Raw genomic sequence first — 19525 nt, forward strand, 5'->3', positions numbered from 1 at the left:
CCGAGTGCGGGTGCGGGGCTTGGCCTCGGTGGCTTCGGCCGTGTCGACCGCTGTTTCGGCGGCGGCCGTTGCCTTGCGGGTCCGGGTGCGGGGCTTCGTCTCCGTCGCCTCGGCCGGGTCGGTGGCGGTCTCCGCGGCTGCCGTCGACTTGCGCGTACGGCGGCGCGGGGCCGTCTCCGTCGGCTCCGGGGCCGACTCGGTGGTCCCCTCGGCCGTGTCGACGGCGGTCTCGGCGGCCGACGCGGTCTTACGGGTGCGGCGGCGCGGCTTGGCGGCGGGGGCCTCGGGCTCCACAACCGTCGTAGCGGCCGTAGCGGCCGTAGCGGCCGTAGCGGTCGGAGTCTCGGCAGTCTCCGTGACGGCCGGAGTCTCCGCGGCGAGCGTCTCCGCCGAAGTGACCGGCGTCTCCGCCGACTTGCGGGTGCGGCGGCGGCGCGGCTTGGCCGGGGTATCGGGGGCGTCGAGCGCGGGGCCCTCCGCCGTCGTGACGGCGGCTTCCGCCGCCTCGGGGACCGTTGCCGTGGCCGGCACCGGCTCCGAAGCCGCTCCGTTGCGGGTGCGCCGACGGCGGCGCGGGGTGCGGGGGCCGGCGGTCTCCTCGGGCGAGGAGGTCTCCGACGCGACCTCGGGCGTGGCCGTGCCGTCGAGCGGCGCTCCGTTGCGCGTACGGCGGCGACGACGCGGCGTACGCGCCGGGCGCTCACGGTCGGCGGAGCGGGACTCGTCCCGGCCGCCACGGCCGGCCCGGTCACCGCGACCGCGTCCACCGCGGCCACCGGTCTCGCCCAGGTCCTCCAGCTCCTCCGCGTCGAGGCCCGCACGCGTGCGCTCGGCACGCGGCAGGACACCCTTGGTGCCCGCGGGGATGTTCAGCTCCTCGAAGAGGTGCGGGGAGGTGGAGTACGTCTCCGGCGGATCGTTGAAGGAGAGCTCCAGCGCCTTGTTGATCAGCTGCCAGCGCGGGATGTCGTCCCAGTCGACGAGGGTGATCGCGATGCCCTTGGCGCCCGCGCGGCCGGTGCGGCCGATGCGGTGCAGGTACGTCTTCTCCTCTTCCGGCGACTGGTAGTTGATGACGTGCGTCACGCCCTCGACGTCGATGCCACGGGCGGCGACGTCGGTGCAGACGAGCACGTCCACCTTGCCGTTGCGGAACGCGCGCAGGGCCTGCTCGCGGGCGCCCTGGCCGAGGTCGCCGTGGACCGCGCCGGCCGCGAAACCACGCTGCTTGAGCTGGTCGGCGAGGTCGGCCGCGGTGCGCTTGGTACGGCAGAAGACCATGACCAGACCGCGGCCCTCGGCCTGCAGTATGCGCGCGACCAGCTCGGGCTTGTCCATGTTGTGCGCGCGGTAGACGAACTGCGCGGTGTTCGCGACCGTCGCGCCCTCGTCGTCCGGCGCGGTGGCGCGGATGTGCGTGGGCTGCGACATGTAGCGGCGCGCGAGACCGATGACCGCGCCCGGCATGGTCGCCGAGAACAGCATGGTCTGACGGCGGGCCGGCAGCAGGTTGATGATCTTCTCGACGTCGGGCAGGAAGCCCAGGTCGAGCATCTCGTCGGCCTCGTCGAGGACGAGGGCCTTGATGTGGTTCAGGTTGAGCTTCTTCTGGCCCGCGAGGTCCAGCAGCCGGCCCGGGGTGCCGACGACCACGTCGACACCCTGCTTGAGGGCCTCGACCTGGGGCTCGTAGGCCCGGCCGCCGTAGATGGCGAGGACGCGTACGTTGCGCACCTTGCCCGCGGTCAGCAGGTCGTTGGTGACCTGGGTGCACAGCTCGCGCGTCGGGACGACGACGAGTGCCTGCGGGGTGTCGGTGAGGTCCTCGGGCTTGGCGCGCCCGGCCTCCACGTCGGCGGGGACGGTGACCCGCTCCAGGAGCGGGAGGCCGAAGCCCAGCGTCTTGCCGGTGCCGGTCTTGGCCTGGCCGATGACGTCCGTGCCGGAGAGGGCGACGGGGAGGGTCATCTCCTGGATGGGGAAGGGGGTGATGATGCCGACGGCCTCGAGGGCCTCGGCGGTCTCGGGAAGGATTCCGAGATCTCTGAACGTCGTAGTCAGGGTGCTGCCTCTTCTGTGTGCGCGGTGCGAGGCGAGCGCGGGGGTCTTTGACGGACCGTGCCGGGGGACGTCGGCTGCCTTACGGGCTTGCCGTAGGGCACGGGACCACTGCCGACGCTCTAGCGCTCGTACCGCTGAGGGGTGTCCCTCCGGACGCCGTACGCAATGTGCCGTACGGATATGGAGGGCTGTCGGGTCGGAGCCGATCGGGCCACCGACCGGGCATCCTCATACGTGCGGCCCGTCGAGTAGTCGGCAGGCGCATTACCACCATACCCCGGAATCTCGCACACGCGGTGGCCGATTTGGTCACGTAGTCGTCGTCACACTGATTGACCAGGGCCTTCCGAGGCTCGGCAAGCGGACTATTGTGCGCTTCATGACGACGCCTGACAACACCTCTGACGCACCTGCCGAGCACACCGGAGTGGCCGCCCAGGACTGGGCCCGGGCCTCCGCGGACCCCCAGTACCGGGCCGCGGTCGTCGACCTCCTCGGGGCGCTCGCCTACGGCGAACTCGCGGCGTTCGAGCGGCTCGCGGAGGACGCGAAGCTCGCGCCGACGCTGGCGGACAAGGCGGAGCTGGCGAAGATGGCGTCGGCCGAGTTCCACCACTACGAGAAGCTGCGGGACCGGCTGACGGAGATCGGCGAGGAGCCGACGCTGGCCATGGAGCCGTTCGTCGCGGCGCTGGACGGGTTCCACAAGCAGACGGCGCCGTCGGACTGGCTGGAGGGGCTGGTCAAGGCGTACGTCGGTGACTCGATCGCCAGTGACTTCTACCGGGAGGTCGCGGCGCGGCTCGACACCGACACCCGCGAGCTGGTGCTGGCCGTGCTGGACGACACGGGGCATGCCGGGTTCGCCGTGGAGAAGGTGCGGGCCGCGATCGATGCCGAGCCGCGCGTGGGCGGGCGGCTCGCGCTGTGGGCGCGGCGGCTGATGGGCGAGGCCCTGTCCCAGTCCCAGCGGGTCGTCGCCGACCGGGACGCGCTGTCGACGATGCTTGTGGGCGGGGTTGCCGACGGGTTCGACCTTGCCGAGGTCGGGCGGATGTTCTCGCGGATCACCGAGGCCCACACGAAGCGGATGGCTGCGTTGGGGTTGGCCGCGTAGCGCTGCCCGCGCCCTTTGGGGCGCGGGCGCTGCGGTCCGTCAGGAACTCGCCGTCCGTTGAGGCCTAATGCCCTACGCCGGCGCCTGGCGGCGGAGTCTTCCCGCGGGGCGCAGGAGCAGGGACAGGGACGCCGCCGAGACGATCGCGGCGCCGGTGAGGACCAGGAGGAAGTTGCCGGGGGCGAAGGCGCTGTGGGTGAGGAAGGCGCCGAAGAGGGCTCCGGCCACGCCGGTCGCGAGGACCAGGGAGCGGGTCGGCAGACGGTGGGAGAGGCGGTGGTCCGCCGCCCACGCGAGTGCCAGACCGAGCAACGCCGAGCCGAGTGCTTCGAACAACAACATGGGGTCCCTCCCACACGGCCACACTGCGTATCACGGTCGTAGCCCGTCATACCCGTGACCTGCGGAATGCAATCCTCCTCTGTGTGTGACTTGTGCTCCACATGTGGAGGAGAAAATCTTGGTGAGAACATGAAGAGGGGCCCGGCGACGCGAAGTCGCCGGGCCCCTCTCGTGCTGTCTGCTCTGCTGTCTGCCTACAGCGCGCCGAAGCCCACCTTGCGCGGGGCCGGCTCGCCGAGCTCGACGTAGGCCAGGCGCTCGGCCGGGACGAGGACCTTGCGGCCGTGCTCGTCCACGAGGGAGAGCAGCTGCGTCTTCCCGGCCAGTGCCTCGGCCACGATCCGCTCGACCTCCTCGGCACTCTGACCGCTCTCCAGAACGATCTCGCGGGGCGCGTGCTGCACGCCGATCTTGACCTCCACGGCTATGTCCCTCCGACGGTCAGTGAAGTGCGCGACCTTTACGCGCCGTACCCAGCACACATTAGCCCGGTGAGGGGACGTACACGGTCCGCGCCTGCACGCCAGGAGCGAACAGGCGACGGGAACAAAGTCGCGTACGCGCGCGTGCGGGTCGGCCGCGTACCCGCGCGTGCCGTCAGTGGTGCTGATCGGTGCCGTGCAGCGGGAAGCCCGCGATGCCGCGCCAGGCCAGCGAGGTCAGCAGCTGCACCGCCTGGTCGCGCGGGACGCTGCGGTCGCTGTGCAGCCAGGAGCGGGCCACGACCTGGGCGAGGCCGCCGAGCCCGGAGGCCAGCAGCATCGACTCCGCGCGCGAGAGGCCGGTGTCCTCCGCGATGACCTCGCAGATCGCCTCCGCGCACTCGTTCGTGACCTTGTCGACGCGCTCGCGCACCGCGGGCTCGTTCGTCAGGTCCGACTCGAAGACCAGGCGGAACGCGCCGCCGTCGTCCTCCACGTACGCGAAGTAGGCGTCCATGGTCGCCCGTACGCGCTGCTTGTTGTCCGTCGTCGACGCGAGCGCGGTGCGGACCGCCAGGATGAGGGACTCGCAGTGCTGGTCCAGCAGGGCCAGATACAGGTCGAGCTTGCCCGGGAAGTGCTGGTAGAGCACCGGCTTGGAGACGCCGGCGCGCTCGGCGATGTCGTCCATCGCGGCCGAGTGGTAGCCCTGTGCCACGAAGACTTCCTGGGCGGCGCCCAGCAGCTGGTTCCGTCGGGCTCGGCGCGGCAGGCGCGTGCCCCGCGGGCGCGCCGCCTCTGTCTGCTCGATGGCTGTCACGCCGCCTCCCAAAATCGTCCACATGCGGTGTGCGCCGCGCGGCCATCGTACTTTTCGGTAACCCTGCTGTGCGCGGTGTGAGCGCAGAATTTCACGGACCGGACGGTGACGAAAGCCGGGCGGAAGGTTTTAAAACGGGTCGGAGCGGGCAGAGGTCCGCCTCCTTCCAGCTCAGCGGCGACGATCGGCGCCCTTGTGTCCCCCTTCAGCGGTAGTCGTCCTCGTCGATCGAGACCACGCGGTGCTGTTCGACGAGGTCGGCCTCGTTCCCGCGGGCCGGGTCCACGTCCTCCAGCGGGTCGTCGCGGTCCCCGGCGGCGTCCGCGTACTGCTCGGCGGCGTCGTTCTCGGGTGCCTCGACGTCGAACTCCGGCGCCTCAAGGGTGCCGTCGTCCTCGAAAGTCTCGGGATCCGTGGGGTCGATGGCCATGGTTGGGCTCCCTTCCTACGAATGTCCCTGGAAGAAGCAGGGGCCACAGCGGGTGCCCTCATAACGAGCCTAGGAGACACCCGATGCGGACGCCATGCGATGCGCATGTCACTTGTGACGGCGAACACATGAACCACTACGTGATCGTCTCGTAACATTGCCGCATGTCTTCGACCGAGCTGCCGTCCGTGCCGGCGACCAATGTGCTCCCGAAGGTGGCGCCCGTCAGGGTCGCCGAGGGCGAGCGGCTCAGGTCGGTCGGGTTGCCCGGAATCACGCTGACCATGCGTTCGAGACCGCCCGCGCGCGAGGGGCTGCCGCCCGCGCTCTACGTCCATGGGCTCGGCGGGTCCTCGCAGAACTGGTCGGCGCTGATGCGGGAGCTGGAGGGCGTGGTCGACGGAGAGGCCGTCGACCTCCCGGGTTTCGGTGACTCCCCACCGCCGGACGACGGCGACTACTCGGTGACGGGGCACGCTCGTGCGGTGATCCGGCATCTCGACGCGGCCGGGCGCGGGCCGGTGCACCTGTTCGGCAACTCGCTGGGCGGCGCGGTGTCCACCCGTGTGGCGGCCCTCCGACCCGACCTGGTCCGGACGTTGACCCTGGTGTCCCCTGCGCTCCCGGAGATCCTCGTCCAGCGTTCCGCGGTGCCCACGGCGCTGATGGCGGTGCCCGGAGTGACCGGTCTCTTCGCCCGGTTCAGCAGGGAGTGGACGGCGGAGCAGCGGGTCGGCGGGGTCATGGCGCTCTGCTACGGCGATCCCGGGCGGGTGACGCCGGAAGGTTTCCGCAATGCGGTCGAGGAGATGGAGCGGCGCCTCCAACTGCCGTACTTCTGGGACGCGATGACGCGTTCCGCGCGCGGGATCGTCAACGCGTACACGCTGGGCGGCCAGCAGAACCTGTGGCGCCAGGCCGAACGCGTCCTCGCTCCGACCCTCCTCGTCTACGGCGCCCGCGACCAACTCGTCGGCTTCCGCATGGCCCAGAAGGCGGCGCGCACCTTCCGCGACTCCCGCCTGCTCACCCTGCCGGAGGCGGGGCACGTGGCGATGATGGAGTACCCGGAGACGGTGGCCCGGGCGTTCGTGGAACTCCTCGGGGAGGCCGGGGAGTTGACGGGTGGCGAGGGAACGGCGGCTGCCGCGCGCGGCCGAGGTCGTGAGTCGGCTCCCGCGGCGGTCGTGGTGGACGGATCGGGCCGTGCGACAGCTGTCGGGAGTGCGGCTGTGGTGGATGGTCGGGGTCGTGGAGCGGCCGTCGAGGATGTCGCTGTGGTGGACGGTTCGGGCCGTGCGACAGCTGTCGGGAGTGCGGCTGTGGTGGATGGTCGGGGTCGTGGAGCGGCCGTCGAGGATGTCGCTGTGGTGGACGGTTCGGGCCGGGAGCCGGTTGCCGAAGCCGTGGCTGTTGTGGACGGCCGGGGTGGTGGGTCGGCTGCCGAGGGTGTGGCTGTCGCCGATGTTCGGGAGCGGGTTGCCGGCGAGGACGAGACCGCTGCCGAGAGCGCGGGGAGCTGAGGGGCGACGTGGGACGCCACAGCCGCCGCGGGGTCTCCGCGGCCGCGAAGGACGACGCAGGGGACATAGGGGCCAAGGGCGGCGCCGGGGGTGTGCGCAAGGGGCGTGGGCCCGGGCCCCAGGCTTCGTCGCCCTCGCCGGGGGCGCAGGCCTCGCCAGGTGCGCAGCGCCCACCCGGTGCACAGGGCTCGCAGGGCCCTCAGGGCGGCTCGTGGGCCCCGCAGGCCGGCGGTGCGGGTGGCCGCGGGCGCGGGGCGCCGGGGCCGCCGTATGGGCAACAGGGAGCGTCAGGGGGAGGCGCGCGAGGGTACGGGGCGCCGCCGCCGGCGGACGGCACGCCTGTGCGCGGGGTGCCGCGATTCCCCGACGGTACGCCCGCTCACGGGGTGCCGAGGATGGCCGACGGTACGCCCGCTCACGGGGTGCCGAGGATGGCCGACGGTACGCCCGCTCACGGGGTGCCGAGGATGGCCGACGGTACGCCTGCTCGCGGGATGCCGAGGCTCGCGGACGGTACGCCCGCGCGTGGCGTCCCGCGTTTTCCGGACGGTACGCCCGCTCACGGGGTGCCGAGGATGGCCGGTACGCCCGCTCATGGAGTGCCGCGGCTTCCTGACGGGACCCCTGCCCACGGCGTGCCGAGGATGGCCGACGGGACCCCCGCCCACGGCACCCCCCAGGTCCGCAGCGGTCACCCCCAGCAGCGTGAACCCGGCGGCGGCTGGGGTGAGTTGAGGGAGCCGGGCGGCCGAGGGGCCGGTGCTGCCGGGCCCGGTGTCAGTATTCCGCGGCAGCGGCACGCGCCTCCCGGCGGGCCGCGGCAGGACTATCTCGACGCCTTCGAGGCGGACGACGACGTCTTCGCGCCCCGTTCACCCCAGTCGCCCCACTACGACGTCTCCGCGCACGCCTCGGAGCCGTACACCTCCGCCACCGACTGGGACCCCGACACCGGCGTGGGCGTCGCCTCCGAGACCGACGGCGACGAGGACGACGCGCCGCCGACCGGCGTGCCCGCGCAGGCCAGGGGGGCGAAGGGGCGGACGTTCACGGGAATCGCGGCCGCCGCCGTCACCACCGTGCTGGCCGTCGTCGTCGCCGGCCAGGTCACGCACGGGCGCGACGACACCGCCACAGGAACACAGTCGGCCACCGGTCAGGCGCGGGACGTGCGGGACTCGGCCACGCAGGCGACGCCCTCCTCGGCGCCGAGCGTCGCGTCGCTGACGTACGACCAGGCGATGGGCGAGAAGTACGCGCTCAGCGCCACGCTCAAGGGCTCCGGGAAGTTCGACGCGGTACCCGGGACCGACAAGGCGCCGGGGAAGGGCCAGAAGTACACCTACCGGGTGGACGTGGAGCAGGGGCTCGGGCTGGACGGCAAGCTCTTCGCCGAGGCCGTGCAGAAGACGCTCAACGACAAGCGCAGCTGGGCCCACGACGGCGCCCGCACCTTCGAGCGCGTCTCCTCCGGCAAACCCGACTTCGTGATCACCCTCGCCAGCCCCGGAACCACGGCCACGTGGTGCGCCAAGTCCGGACTCGACACCACCGAGGACAACGTGTCGTGCGACTCGGCGTCCACGGCGCGCGTGATGATCAATGCGTACAGGTGGGCGCAGGGATCGAAGACATACGGTGATCGGATCCATGCGTACCGGCAAATGTTGATCAACCATGAGGTCGGCCACCGTCTCGGCTACAGCCATGTCACCTGTACCAAGAACGGCCAGCTCGCGCCCGTGATGCAGCAGCAGACCAAGTTCCTCGACCACAACGGAATCCACTGTCTGCCCAACCCCTGGCCGTACCCCGGGAGTTGACGGACGCCGCATACGTCACATTGACATGCCCAGAAAGTTCATACATATTTCTGGGCATGTCGACCCCCCACGCCCCCCGACGCGCCGCCATCGAGCTGGCGCTCATCGGCGTGACCCCGCTCTGCGTGGCCGACATCCACTGTCGCTGACGCTCGCCCTGAGGCGTTCGCGTCGCGATTTTTCCCCTTCCGTGACTCGGTCACGGTTTTCGACGACCTGACGCCCGGGCAGAGGTCTGTTCACTTCTGTCTCACTCCTCGTCAATCTGTCTCAGCATTCGAGCCATTCTGGCTCGATCACGCCGACTCACCCCGAGAGGTCGTCATTCCGATGCGTCAACCGTCCATCAGAGCGCGCCGCGTGGCCGCGGCATCCGTAGGCCTGGTTCTGGCAGCCGGCGCCGCCGCCTGCGGGCCGAAGGACAACGATGCCAAGGGCTCCGGTGGCGACTCCACGCCCCACAAGGGAGGCACCCTGACGGTCCTGAACTCCAGCCCGCAGGAGAACTTCGACCCGGCCCGTCTCTACACCTCCGGAGGCGGAAACGTTCCGTCCCTGGTCTTCCGTACGCTCACCACGCGCAACCGCGAGAACGGCGCGGCCGGCGCCAAGGTGGTCCCGGACCTCGCCACCGACACCGGGCGCCCCAACAAGGACGCGACCGTGTGGACGTACACCCTGAAGAAGGGCCTCAAGTACGAGGACGGCACCGCGATCACGTCCGCCGACATCAAGTACGGCATCGAGCGCTCCTTCGCGCCCGAACTGTCCGGCGGCGCGCCCTACTTGCGGGACTGGCTGGTCGGTGCCGCGGACTACCAGGGGCCGTACAAGGACAAGAAGGGCCTGACGGCGATCGAGACGCCGGACGCGCGGACCATCGTCTTCCACCTGAACAAGCCCGAGGGCGAGTTCCCGTACCTGGCCACGCAGACCCAGTTCACGCCCGTCCCCAAGGCCAAGGACACGGGCACGAAGTACGCGGAGCACCCGATCTCGTCCGGCCCGTACAAGGTCGTCAAGAACGAGAACAACGGTGAGCACATCGTCCTGGAGCGCAACACGTACTGGTCGACCGCGACGGACGCCGAGCGCAAGGCGTATCCGGACCAGGTCGACGTGAAGTCGGGCCTCGACTCGTCCGTGATCAACCAGCGGCTGTCGGCGTCCCAGGGTTCGGACGCGACCGCCGTGACGACGGACACCAACCTCGGCCCGGCCGAACTCGCCAAGGTGACCAGCGACAAGGAACTCGCTTCCCGCGTCGGCACCGGCCACTTCGGCTACACCGACTACATAGCGTTCAACCCGACGGTCAAGCCGTTCACCAACGTCAAGGTGCGCCAGGCGATCTCGTACGCCATTGATCGCTCGTCCGTGATCAATGCCGCCGGCGGCAGCGCGCTCGCCGAGGCCGCGACCACCTACCTGCCCGACCAGAAGTCCTTCGGCTACGAGCCCTACGACCTCTTCCCGGCGGGCAGGACCGGCAACCCGGCGAAGGCCAAGGAGCTGCTGAAGGAGGCCGGTTACCCGAACGGACTCACCGTCACGCTGACCCACTCCAACGCCAAGGACTTCGAGACCAGCCCGGAAATCGCGACCGCCGTCCAGGACGCGCTCAAGAAGGCCGGCATCACGGTCAAGCTGCAGGGCCTGGAGGAGAACGACTACTCCGACACGATCCACAGCGTGAAGACCGAGCCCGGCTTCTTCCTCGCTCACTGGGGTGCCGACTGGCCCTCCGGCGGCCCCTTCCTCGCCCCGATCTTCGACGGCCGGCAGATCGTCAAGGACGGCGCGAACTTCAACACGGGCCTGCTCAATGACAAGTCGGTCAATGCCGAGATTGACGCGATCAACAAGTTGACCGATCTTGACGCTGCCGCCAAGCGGTGGGGTGCACTGGACAAGAAGATCGGCGAGCAGGCGCTGACCGTGCCGCTGTTCCACCCCGTCTACAAGCGACTGGTCGGCAAGAACATCAGGAACGTCGTGATCAGCGACTGGACCGGTGTGCTGGACATCTCGCAGGTCGCGGTGAAGTAGCGCCATGAGCGAGGCACTTGTCGCCGCCGAGGCCGCCGGCACGGGCCCCGAGCCCGTCCCGGCGGGCTCGGGGGCCCGTCAGTTCTGGCGGCGCCTGCGTACGCAGCGCGCCGCCCTCGTCGCGGCGGGAGTCGTCGCGCTGCTGGTCCTGGTCGCCGTCGCAGCCCCGCTGCTCACGGCGATCGAGGGCCAGGACCCGACCACCTATCACCCCTCGCTCGTCGACTCCGCGCGCGGGGGCGTGCCGATCGGCTCCTTCGGGGGGATGAGCGCGGACCACTGGCTGGGCGTGGAGCCGCAGACCGGGCGTGACCTGTTCGCGCGGCTGGTCTACGGGGCGCGGGTCTCGCTGGGGGTCGCGCTGGCGGCCACCGTGATCCAGGTCGCCCTCGGGGTCGTCATCGGTGTCGCCGCAGCCCTCGGCACTGCATGGGTTGATCAACTGTTGAGCCGACTCACCGACATCTTCGTCGCCATGCCGCTGATGATCATGTCGTTGGCACTGCTCGCGATCGTCCCGGCGAGCTTCCCCCGCCCCGTACTGGTCACCCTCGTCATCGGGTTCATCGCGTGGGGCAGCATCTCGAAGGTCGTACGCGCTCAGACGCTCACGCTGAAGGGGCTCGACTACGTCTCGGCCGCCCGGCTCAGCGGCTGGGGCACCTGGCGCATCGCCCGCAGGGAACTGCTGCCCGGGCTCGCCGCGCCGGTCATCACCTACGCCGCGATCCTCGTGCCGGTCAACATCAGCGTCGAGGCGGCCCTGTCGTTCCTCGGCGTCGGTGTGAAGCCCCCGACGCCGTCCTGGGGACAGATGCTCACCGCCGCCGACGTCTGGTACCAGGCGGCCCCGCAGTACCTGCTGCTGCCGGCCGGCGCCCTGTTCGTCACCGTCCTCGCCCTGACCGTCCTCGGCGACGGCGTCCGCACCGCCCTCGACCCGCGCGCGGCCTCGCGCCTGAGCGCCGGCACGGGCCGCAGGCGTGAGGCCAAGGCCGCCGGACGGGACACCAGGGCAGGCAAGGAGGGCACCGTATGAGCGGCTTCGGAGGCTTCCTCCTGCGACGCGCCGTCGGCGCCGTGATCACCCTGCTGGCCATCTCGGTCCTCGTCTACGTCGTCTTCTACGCCACCCCCGGCAACGTCGCCCAGATCACCTGCGGCCCGCGCTGCTCCCCGGAACAGGTGCGCCAGGTCGCCGAGCAGCTCAAGCTCGACGACCCGCTGTACCTGCGCTACTGGCACTTCCTCGTGGGCCTGATCGCCGGTCAGGACTACTCGACCGGCACCTCGGTGGCGCACTGCTCGGCCCCCTGCCTCGGCCTCTCCTACCAGAGCGACCAGCAGGTCCTGGACATCATCCTGACGAAGCTCCCGGTGAGCCTCTCGCTCGTCCTCGGTGCCATGGTGCTGTGGCTGATCCTCGGCGTCGGCACCGGTGTGCTCTCCGCCTGGCGGCGCGGCCGGTTCACCGAGCGGCTGCTGACGGGGCTCACCCTGGCGGGCTGGGCGACCCCGGTCTTCGTGATCGGCCTGGTCCTGATGATCGTCGTCTGCGGCGAACTGCAACTGCTGCCCTTCCCGCAGTACGTGAACCTCACCGACGACCCCGAGCAGTGGGCGTGGAACCTGCTGCTGCCGTGGCTCTCGCTCGCCCTCATCGAGGCCGCCGCGTTCGCGCGGATGACCAGGGCGTCGATGCTGGAGACGCTGGCCGAGGACCACATCCGCACCTTCCGCGCGTACGGCGTCGCCGAGCGGACGATCGTCGTGCGGCACGCGCTGCGCGGAGCCCTGGCGCCCGTCATCGCGCTGAACGCCAACAACGTCGGCTCGGCGATCGGCGGCGCGGTCCTCACCGAGACCCTCTTCGGCCTTCCCGGCATCGGCCAGGAACTCGTCCACGCCGTCAACGTGGTCGACCTGCCCGTCGTCGTCGGCATGGTCCTGGTCATCGGCTTCTTCGTGGTCCTCGCCAACGCCGTCGCGGACGTTCTGTACGCGGTGGCCGACCGACGGGTGGTACTGACGTGAGTCTCGTCCAAGTCACCGATCTGACCGTCGAGTTCGGCGACCTCAAGGCCGTCGACGGCCTCTCCTTCACCCTGGAGCAGGGCGCCGCCCTGGCCCTGGTCGGGGAGTCCGGCTCCGGCAAGTCCACGGTCGCCTCCGCCCTGCTGGGCCTGCACAACGGCACGGGCGCGCGGGTCGGCGGCTCGATCGAGGTCGCCGGCACCGCCGTACACGAGGCGTCCGACGACGAGTTGCGGCGGCTGCGCGGCGCGAAGGCCGCGATGGTCTTCCAGGACCCGCTCTCCTCCCTCGACCCGTACTACGCGATCGGCGACCAGATCGCCGAGGTGTACCGCGTGCACACGCGCGTGTCACGACGAGCGGCACGCGCGCGTGCGGTGGAGGTCCTGGACCGGGTCGGCATTCCGGACGCACAACGCCGCTCCCGTTCCCGCCCGCACGAGTTCAGCGGCGGCATGCGCCAGCGCGCGCTCATCGCGATGGCGCTCGCCTGCGAGCCCGACCTGCTGATCGCCGACGAGCCGACCACCGCCCTGGACGTCACCGTCCAGGCCCAGATCCTCGACCTGCTGCACACGCTGCGCGAGGAGACCGGCATGGGGCTGCTGCTCGTCACCCACGATGTGGGCGTCGCCGCCGAGAGCGTCGGCGAGGTGCTCGTGATGCGGCACGGGCGTGTGGTCGAACACGGGCCGGTGGCGGACGTGTTGGGGTCGCCTGCGCAGGAGTACACGCGGGACCTGCTGGCCGCGGTGCCACGCGTGGACGCCCGGCGCGCGGCGCGGGAGAACGCCTCGTCGGACCCCGGCGCGCAGGACGCTCAGGACGTCGTCCTGGAGGCAACCGGCCTGCGGCGCGAATTCGGCCGCGGAAAGGGCGCGTTCGCGGCCGTCGACGACGTGTCGCTGACCATCCGCCGCGGCGAGACCCTCGGTGTCGTCGGCGAGAGCGGCAGCGGCAAGACGACGCTCGGGCGGATGCTGGTCGGCCTGCTGGAGCCCACAACCGGAGAGGTCCGCTACGAGGGCCACGCGCGCGTGGGCGTGAACCCGGCCGTCCAGATGGTCTTCCAGGACCCTGTCTCCTCCCTCAACCCCCGCCGCAGCGTGGGCGAGTCGATAGCCGACCCGCTCCGCGCGCGGGGCGAGCGCGACGAGAAGCGCATCAGGGGACGTGTGACGGAACTCCTGGAACGCGTGGGGCTCGAAGGGGCGCACTATGACCGCTACCCGCACGAGTTCAGCGGGGGCCAGCGCCAGCGCGTGGGGATCGCGCGGGCGCTCGCGGCCGACCCGCGCGTGATCGTCTGCGACGAGCCGGTCTCCGCTCTCGACGTGACCACCCAGGCCCAGGTCGTCGCCCTGCTCGGTGAACTCCAGCGCGAACTGGGCCTGGCGCTCGTCTTCGTCGCCCATGACCTCGCCGTGGTGCGCCAGGTCAGCGACCGGGTCGCGGTGATGCGCCGGGGCCGGATCGTCGAGTCGGGGCCCGCCGACGAGGTGTACGACAACCCCCAGGACGCGTACACCAAGCAGCTCCTGGCCGCCGTACCGGCACTCGACCCGCAGGTGGCGGCCCGGCGCAGGGCGGCCCGGCGGGAGCTGGCCGCAGCCTGACGTAACGTAACTGCTTGATCTCTTAGCGCGATCGAACGCGACCCGCACGGGAAAGTTACGAGCGTTCACCCCTTTTGGTGGCGCGATGGACAACCGTCCGTCGCGCCACCGCCTTGTCCGCATACGTTCTTCCCGCTGCGAGCCGCCGGGTCAACGGTGGCTCCCCAAACGGGAGATCGGGGGTGCGTACGTGCGCATCGGACTGCTTACGGAGGGTGGCTATCCGTATGTGAGCGGTGACGCCAGGCTCTGGTGCGACCGGCTCGTGCGCGGGCTCGGGCGGCACGAGTTCGACGTCTACGCGCTCAGCCGCAGCGAGCGCCAGGAGGACGAGGGCTGGCTCCCGCTGCCGCCGCAGGTCGGCCGGGTGCGCACGGCGCCGCTGTGGGCGGCCGAGGAGGACGGCGTGGTGTACGGGCGCCGGGCGCGTCGGCGGTTCGCCGAGTGTTACGGCGAGTTGGCGACCGCGCTGTGTGGTTCCCGCTCCCCAAAGGGAGCGGCGGCCGCTGAGGCGGACCGTTTCGCCGACGCGCTGTACGGCCTCGCCGAACTGGCCCGGGACGAGGGCGGCCTGGTGGGCGCACTCCGCTCGGAGTCCGCCGTACGCGCCCTGGAGCGCGCCTGTCGTGCGCAGGGCGCACGACAGGCGGCGCGCGAGGCGCGCGTACCGGATCTCCTCGCGGTCGCCGCACACCTGGAACGCGCCCTGCGCCCCCTCTCGCTCGACTGGTACCAGGACGACGGCCTCGGCGCGGTCGACCTCTGTCACGCAACCTCGGGCGGTCCAGCAGCCCTGCCCGCCCTGCTCACCCACCACTTCTTCGGCGTACCGATGCTCCTGACCGAGTACGGAGTCCGCCTGCGCACGCACTACCTCGCCGCGACGGACGCCCCATCCGCCGTGCGCACCCTCCTCGCCGCTTTCCACGGCAAACTCGCGGCCGAGCTCTACGACCGGGCCGCGATCATCACCCCCGGCAACGCGCACGCCCGCCGCTGGCAGGAGCGCTGCGGAGCCGACCGTGCCAAGCTCCGCACGGTCCACCCGGGCATGGACGCCTCCCGCTTCACCGAGGTCGGCGAGTCCACGGACCGCACGGCCCCCGACACGCTGGCCTGGGTCGGCCGTATCGAACCCACCAAAGACCTGGTGTCCCTCCTCCACGCCTTCGCGGAGATCCGCAAGGAGGAGCCGAAGACCCGACTCCGGATCATCGGCACCGCGTCCGGCCCCGAGGCCGAGGCCTACCTCGGCCACTGCAGGGCCCTCGCCGCCCAGCTCTTCCCCGACGAGGCCGAGGGCCTGCACTCGGTCGGCGACAACCCCGTCTCCTTCGAGGAGATCGGCGGTCCGGAGCTGCCGGCCCTCGCCGACGCGTACGCCGCCGGGGCGGTCACCGTCCTGTCCAGCGTGGTCGAAGGCTTCCCCATCAGCCTGGTGGAGGCCATGTTCTGCGGCCGCGCGACCGTCTCGACGGACGTCGGCGCGGTCGTGGAGGTCATCGGCGGTACGGGGCTCGTCGTGCCGCCGCGCAACCCCAGGGCGCTCGCGGAGGCGTGTGTAGCGCTACTGCGCGCCCCCGAGCGCCGCGCGCGCCTGGGTGCCGCCGCACGCGCCCGCGCGCTCGAACTGTTCACCGTCGACCAGAACATCACGGCATTTCACGGCATTTACCTGGAGATCGTCTCCCGCACCCCGGTGCGCCGGGTCGTCCTCGACGACACCGGAGAACCCCTGCCCTTCGCCGTCCCCGCCGAGGCCCACGTCCCCGGCCGCTGGACCGAGCCGACGGCCCGAGTCGTGGCAAGCGGCGGCCCCGCCTGGGCGGCCGGCGCCCCGGTCCGCGCCACCACCCCCCTCCCGGCCACGGAGGGCGCGCGATGAGCGACCTGGGAGAACTCGACCGACCGGACACACCGCGAGATGTCGGCGCCTGGGACGAGCGCCCGCAGGGGTGGGCGACGGAGAACACCGACGAAGGACCGGGCGCCGACACGCCGGCACCCCCGCGCGTGGACGACGAAACATCGGCGCGCACGCGTGCCGCCACCGAGAAGAACACCGAGCCGCGCCCCGCCCCCCGCCGCTCCGCCGCCGACCCCGTGAAGGCGCTGATGCACCGTCACCGTGACCTGTGCGAACGAGCCGTGGACCCCCTGGAGATCGCGGCCGGCCTGGAGGCGCACGGAATCACGGACCGCACAGCCGCACGCTTCCGCCACCGGGACGTCTTCTCCCTCGCGGAGGAGATGCACGCCCGAGCCACCCACACCGACGAGCCCCCCGCCCCCACCCCACCACTCCCAGCCCCCCGGGCCCGCGCCGACTGGATCCTCCTCACCCTCCTCCCCGGCGCCCTCTGCACAGCGACGCTGACCGGCTTTCACCTCACCCAGGACCAACCTCGCCTGGCCGTAGCGGCGGCAGGAACCCTGGCAATGGCCTTCGCCCTCCGCGCCGCACTCTCCCGCGGCCCCCTGGCCACCACCACCCCCACCGCCACCCCTCCCGGTCCCCACATCCCGACGTATTGGCTCATCGCCTACGCGGTCCTCGGCGACGGCCTCCTCAGCACAGCTCTGACCGGAGGCCCCGACGCTCCACCCGCACTCACCCCCCACACCCCCTGGCCCCTCACCACGGCCCCCCTCCTGGCCCTCACCTGGTCCTGCGCCCCCGCGGCCTGGACCGCGCACCTCCTCACCGCCCACGCCCGCCGCAGACTGACCACCAGCCGAGGCCTGGAGGACTTCGCAGCCGCCGTACGCCCCCTCCTCCTCGGCGCGTTCGCCCTCTACCTGTGCGCTCTGACCGCCCTGCTGGCCCTGTCCGGCACAGCCCTCACCGAGCCGGCCCCCTACGCCCAGGGCATCCCCCTGGGTGCCCTGCTCCTCCTGTCCCGCCTCCTCACCACGCACGGCTCCAGGCATGCCCCGGCGATCGCCCTCACCGCGGCAGCCACAACCGAGGCAATGGCCTTGGCCACGGTCTTCGCGAGCCGCCTCCCCGGGTGCGGCTTCCTCGCCACACCGGTGGAGACCCTCGTCGACGCCGCGGGCCCGGTCGGCGTCCCGGCACTCGCCTGCGGCGCGGCCGCACTGACCCTGCTCCTCCACGCGGCGCGCGCCCTCACCCGCGCCTCGGCCCATGCACCGACGGAGCACCCGTGCTGAGGCGAAGACACACCCCCATGCATCCGCGGCCGCCCGCGGCGGAAAGGCCCCGGGACCGTGGGCGTTCGCCGCACCCGCGTACGCCGGGAAGGGGACGGGGCGAGGGGCGTCCGCCCGCGGTGTCGGGCGTCAGGACACAGCACTTCACCGAGGAACAGCACCGCCCGGCCGAGGACGGACACCCCCCGCCGCGGCCCCGCCCCGCAACGCACCGCAGGCGCTGCACAAGCCCTCACCGAACCCGCGGCTGCGCCGCAGGCATCCCCGGCCCAACCGCCGGAGGCAGGAGCACCACATGACCCCTTCCCTCCTCACCCCCAGTCCCACGCCCAACCTCACCCCAGGAGCCTCCCGATGAGAGTCCTACTGATCGGAGCCAACGGCTACCTCGGCCGCTTCGTGGCAGACCGCCTCCTGGCCGACCCCGCCGTCCAGCTCACCGCCCTAGGCCGCGGCGACGACGCCGACGTCCGCTTCGACCTCGCATCCGGCAGCCCCGGCGCCCTCACCCGCTTCCTCGACGCGGTCCACCCCGGCGTCGTCATCAACTGCGCGGGCGCCACCCGAGGCGGCGCCCGCGAACTCACCCGCCACAACACCGTCGCCGTGGCCACGGTCTGCGAGGCCCTCCGCCGCAGCGGTTGCGGCGCCCGCCTCGTCCAGATCGGCTGCGGCGCCGAGTACGGCCCCAGCCAGCCCGGCTCCTCCACCGCGGAGGACGCCGTCCCGCGCCCCGGCGGCCCGTACGGCGTGAGCAAACTCGCCGCGACCGAACTCGTCCTCGGCTCCGGACTGGACGCGGTGGTTCTCCGTGTCTTCTCCCCGGCAGGCCCCGGCACCCCCGCCGGCTCCCCCCTCGGCCGCCTCGCAGAGGCCATGCGCCGAGCCATGCAGTCCGGCGACGGCGAACTCAAACTCGCCGGCCTCGGCGCCCAACGCGACTACGTCGACGTACGGGACGTCGCCCGCGCCGTCCACGCCGCCAGCCTTTCCGCCGCCCAGGGCGTCATCAACATCGGCTCCGGCCGCGCCATCCGCCTCCGCGACGCCGCCGCCACCCTCGCCCGCGTCGCGGGATACGGCGGCTCCCTCCACGAACTCGACGGCCCACCCGGCGTGTTCGGCTCGCACAGCCCGCTCCGCACCGCGATCGGCCACCCGCGCCCCGACCCCGACCACGGCGCCCCCGTCGCATACCCGTACCCCGACGGCTGTGGCAGCTGGCAGCAGGCGGACGTACGCACCGCCCGCGACCGCCTCGGCTGGCGCCCCCGGATCAACCTCGAAGAGTCGTTGGCCGACATCTGGATGGAGGCGGCATGCCGCATCTGACCAGCAGCAAACCAGGCACCCGGAGCACCGAACTCCGCACCGGCTTCGGCATCCCCGGCTACGCCCACCCCCTCGTCGCACCCGCCGAGTGGGGCGAGCTCACCCGCCCCGGAACCCCCTTGCACTGGGTCGTTCTCAATGTCGCCGACGGCCCCGGCAGTCGCCCCGACCCGCACTGTCTGGAAGCCACAGGCCGCCTCCGCAACGCCGGTGTCAGGGTCCTCGGCCACCTCGACGCCTGCAATGGCGCCCGCACCTTCGGCGAGATGATCTCCGACGCCCATCGCTACATCGACTGGTACCAGGTCGACGGTTTCCTTCTGGACCGCTGTCCGGCCGAACGGGCCTCGCTCCCGGAGATCCGCCGCACCGTCACCACGCTCCGCGGAATCCGTGACGGCGCCCACATCGTCCTCGGCCACGGCACCCACCCGTGCCCCGGTTATGCCGAGAGCGCCGACCAGCTGGTCACCTTCTCCGGCCCGTGGAGCGACTACCGCTGGTCGCAGGTGGCAGAGTGGACCGCCGACTACCCACCCGACCGCTTCTGCCACTTCGTCCACGGAGTGCCCCGCCCGCACCTCGACGAGGCCCTTCGCATCGCCCGCTGGCAAGGCGCGTCGACCATCTACTTCACCGACCGCACGGACCACGGCGGCCGCGTCGACCCCTGGGAGAGCATGCCCGGCTACTGGGACGAAATCGTCTCGCGGATCGATACGGGTGTCTCGGAATGAAGAAGGCCGTGGCAGTGTTACGAGGAGAACAACTGTAGTGATTGA

16 protein-coding genes and 1 pseudogene are annotated in these 19525 nt (G+C 71.6%); 12 read left to right on the forward strand and 5 right to left on the reverse strand.

The window, feature by feature from the left end; genetic code table 11:
* On the reverse strand, window positions 1-1968 hold a 1968-nt coding region (locus tag ACWC09_RS24160), incomplete at its 3' end, for a DEAD/DEAH box helicase (RefSeq protein ID WP_450852651.1).
* Window positions 1969-2440: 472 nt separating this feature from the next.
* On the opposite strand from ACWC09_RS24160, the gene ACWC09_RS24165 reads away from it, so the two are divergent.
* Window positions 2441-3178 (forward strand): ferritin-like fold-containing protein, encoded by a 738-nt coding sequence (locus ACWC09_RS24165; RefSeq protein WP_450852652.1) that lies wholly within the window; start codon window positions 2441-2443, stop codon window positions 3176-3178.
* Window positions 3179-3250: 72 nt separating this feature from the next.
* Here the strand turns inward: ACWC09_RS24165 and ACWC09_RS24170 are convergent, their stop codons facing one another.
* The 4 genes from ACWC09_RS24170 to ACWC09_RS24185 form a co-directional block, all read right to left on the reverse strand.
* Window positions 3251-3520 (reverse strand): hypothetical protein, encoded by a 270-nt coding sequence (locus ACWC09_RS24170; protein ID WP_450852653.1) that lies wholly within the window; start codon window positions 3518-3520, stop codon window positions 3251-3253.
* A 194-nt stretch (window positions 3521-3714) separates the two neighbouring features.
* Window positions 3715-3942, reverse strand: coding sequence for a DUF3107 domain-containing protein (locus ACWC09_RS24175; protein WP_450852654.1), 228 nt, complete (start codon window positions 3940-3942; stop codon window positions 3715-3717).
* A gap of 175 nt (window positions 3943-4117) precedes the next feature.
* Window positions 4118-4762: a TetR/AcrR family transcriptional regulator gene (locus ACWC09_RS24180; RefSeq protein WP_450852655.1), complete on the reverse strand. Its 645-nt coding sequence runs from the start codon at window positions 4760-4762 to the stop codon at window positions 4118-4120.
* Between the two features lie 205 nt (window positions 4763-4967).
* Entirely contained in the window at window positions 4968-5192 is a 225-nt protein-coding gene (locus ACWC09_RS24185) for a hypothetical protein (protein ID WP_450852656.1), read from the reverse strand.
* A 164-nt stretch (window positions 5193-5356) separates the two neighbouring features.
* Here ACWC09_RS24185 and ACWC09_RS24190 point away from each other — a divergent pair.
* From ACWC09_RS24190 to ACWC09_RS24240, 11 genes and pseudogenes are all read left to right on the forward strand, one after another.
* A pseudogene (locus ACWC09_RS24190) lies at window positions 5357-6290 on the forward strand (alpha/beta fold hydrolase); the annotation flags it as partial.
* Between the two features lie 856 nt (window positions 6291-7146).
* Window positions 7147-8538, forward strand: a complete 1392-nt coding sequence (locus ACWC09_RS24195) for a DUF3152 domain-containing protein (protein WP_450852657.1) — start codon at window positions 7147-7149, stop codon at window positions 8536-8538.
* Window positions 8539-8594: 56 nt separating this feature from the next.
* Complete coding sequence (locus ACWC09_RS24200; RefSeq protein ID WP_450852658.1) at window positions 8595-8687, forward strand: Ms4533A family Cys-rich leader peptide; 93 nt, start codon at window positions 8595-8597, stop codon at window positions 8685-8687.
* 181 nt (window positions 8688-8868) lie between these two features.
* On the forward strand, window positions 8869-10587 hold the full coding sequence (locus ACWC09_RS24205; protein ID WP_450852659.1) for an ABC transporter substrate-binding protein: 1719 nt from the start codon (window positions 8869-8871) through the stop codon (window positions 10585-10587).
* A 4-nt stretch (window positions 10588-10591) separates the two neighbouring features.
* Window positions 10592-11626 (forward strand): ABC transporter permease, encoded by a 1035-nt coding sequence (locus ACWC09_RS24210; protein WP_450852660.1) that lies wholly within the window; start codon window positions 10592-10594, stop codon window positions 11624-11626.
* Window positions 11623-12621: an ABC transporter permease gene (locus tag ACWC09_RS24215; RefSeq protein WP_450852661.1), complete on the forward strand. Its 999-nt coding sequence runs from the start codon at window positions 11623-11625 to the stop codon at window positions 12619-12621. Before ACWC09_RS24210 ends, ACWC09_RS24215 begins: the two co-directional genes overlap by 4 nt.
* The gene (locus ACWC09_RS24220; protein ID WP_450852662.1) at window positions 12618-14237 is read left to right on the forward strand and encodes a dipeptide ABC transporter ATP-binding protein; all 1620 of its coding nucleotides are present in this window, start codon (window positions 12618-12620) and stop codon (window positions 14235-14237) included. The genes ACWC09_RS24215 and ACWC09_RS24220 overlap by 4 nt, the downstream gene beginning before the upstream one ends.
* 190 nt (window positions 14238-14427) lie before the next feature.
* Window positions 14428-16122 carry a DUF3492 domain-containing protein gene (locus tag ACWC09_RS24225; RefSeq protein WP_450852663.1) on the forward strand — a complete coding sequence of 565 codons (1695 nt, stop codon included), beginning with the start codon at window positions 14428-14430 and terminating at the stop codon, window positions 16120-16122.
* Complete coding sequence (locus tag ACWC09_RS24230) at window positions 16119-17411, forward strand: hypothetical protein (RefSeq protein WP_450852664.1); 1293 nt, start codon at window positions 16119-16121, stop codon at window positions 17409-17411. Before ACWC09_RS24225 ends, ACWC09_RS24230 begins: the two co-directional genes overlap by 4 nt.
* A 354-nt stretch (window positions 17412-17765) precedes the next feature.
* A complete protein-coding gene (locus tag ACWC09_RS24235; protein ID WP_450852665.1) occupies window positions 17766-18743 on the forward strand; it encodes an NAD-dependent epimerase/dehydratase family protein in 978 nt (325 codons plus the stop codon).
* A complete protein-coding gene (locus ACWC09_RS24240; protein ID WP_450852666.1) occupies window positions 18731-19480 on the forward strand; it encodes a spherulation-specific family 4 protein in 750 nt (249 codons plus the stop codon). The genes ACWC09_RS24235 and ACWC09_RS24240 overlap by 13 nt, the downstream gene beginning before the upstream one ends.
* Window positions 19481-19525 lie beyond the last annotated feature (45 nt).

Source organism: Streptomyces sp. NPDC001617 (genome assembly GCF_053596855.1).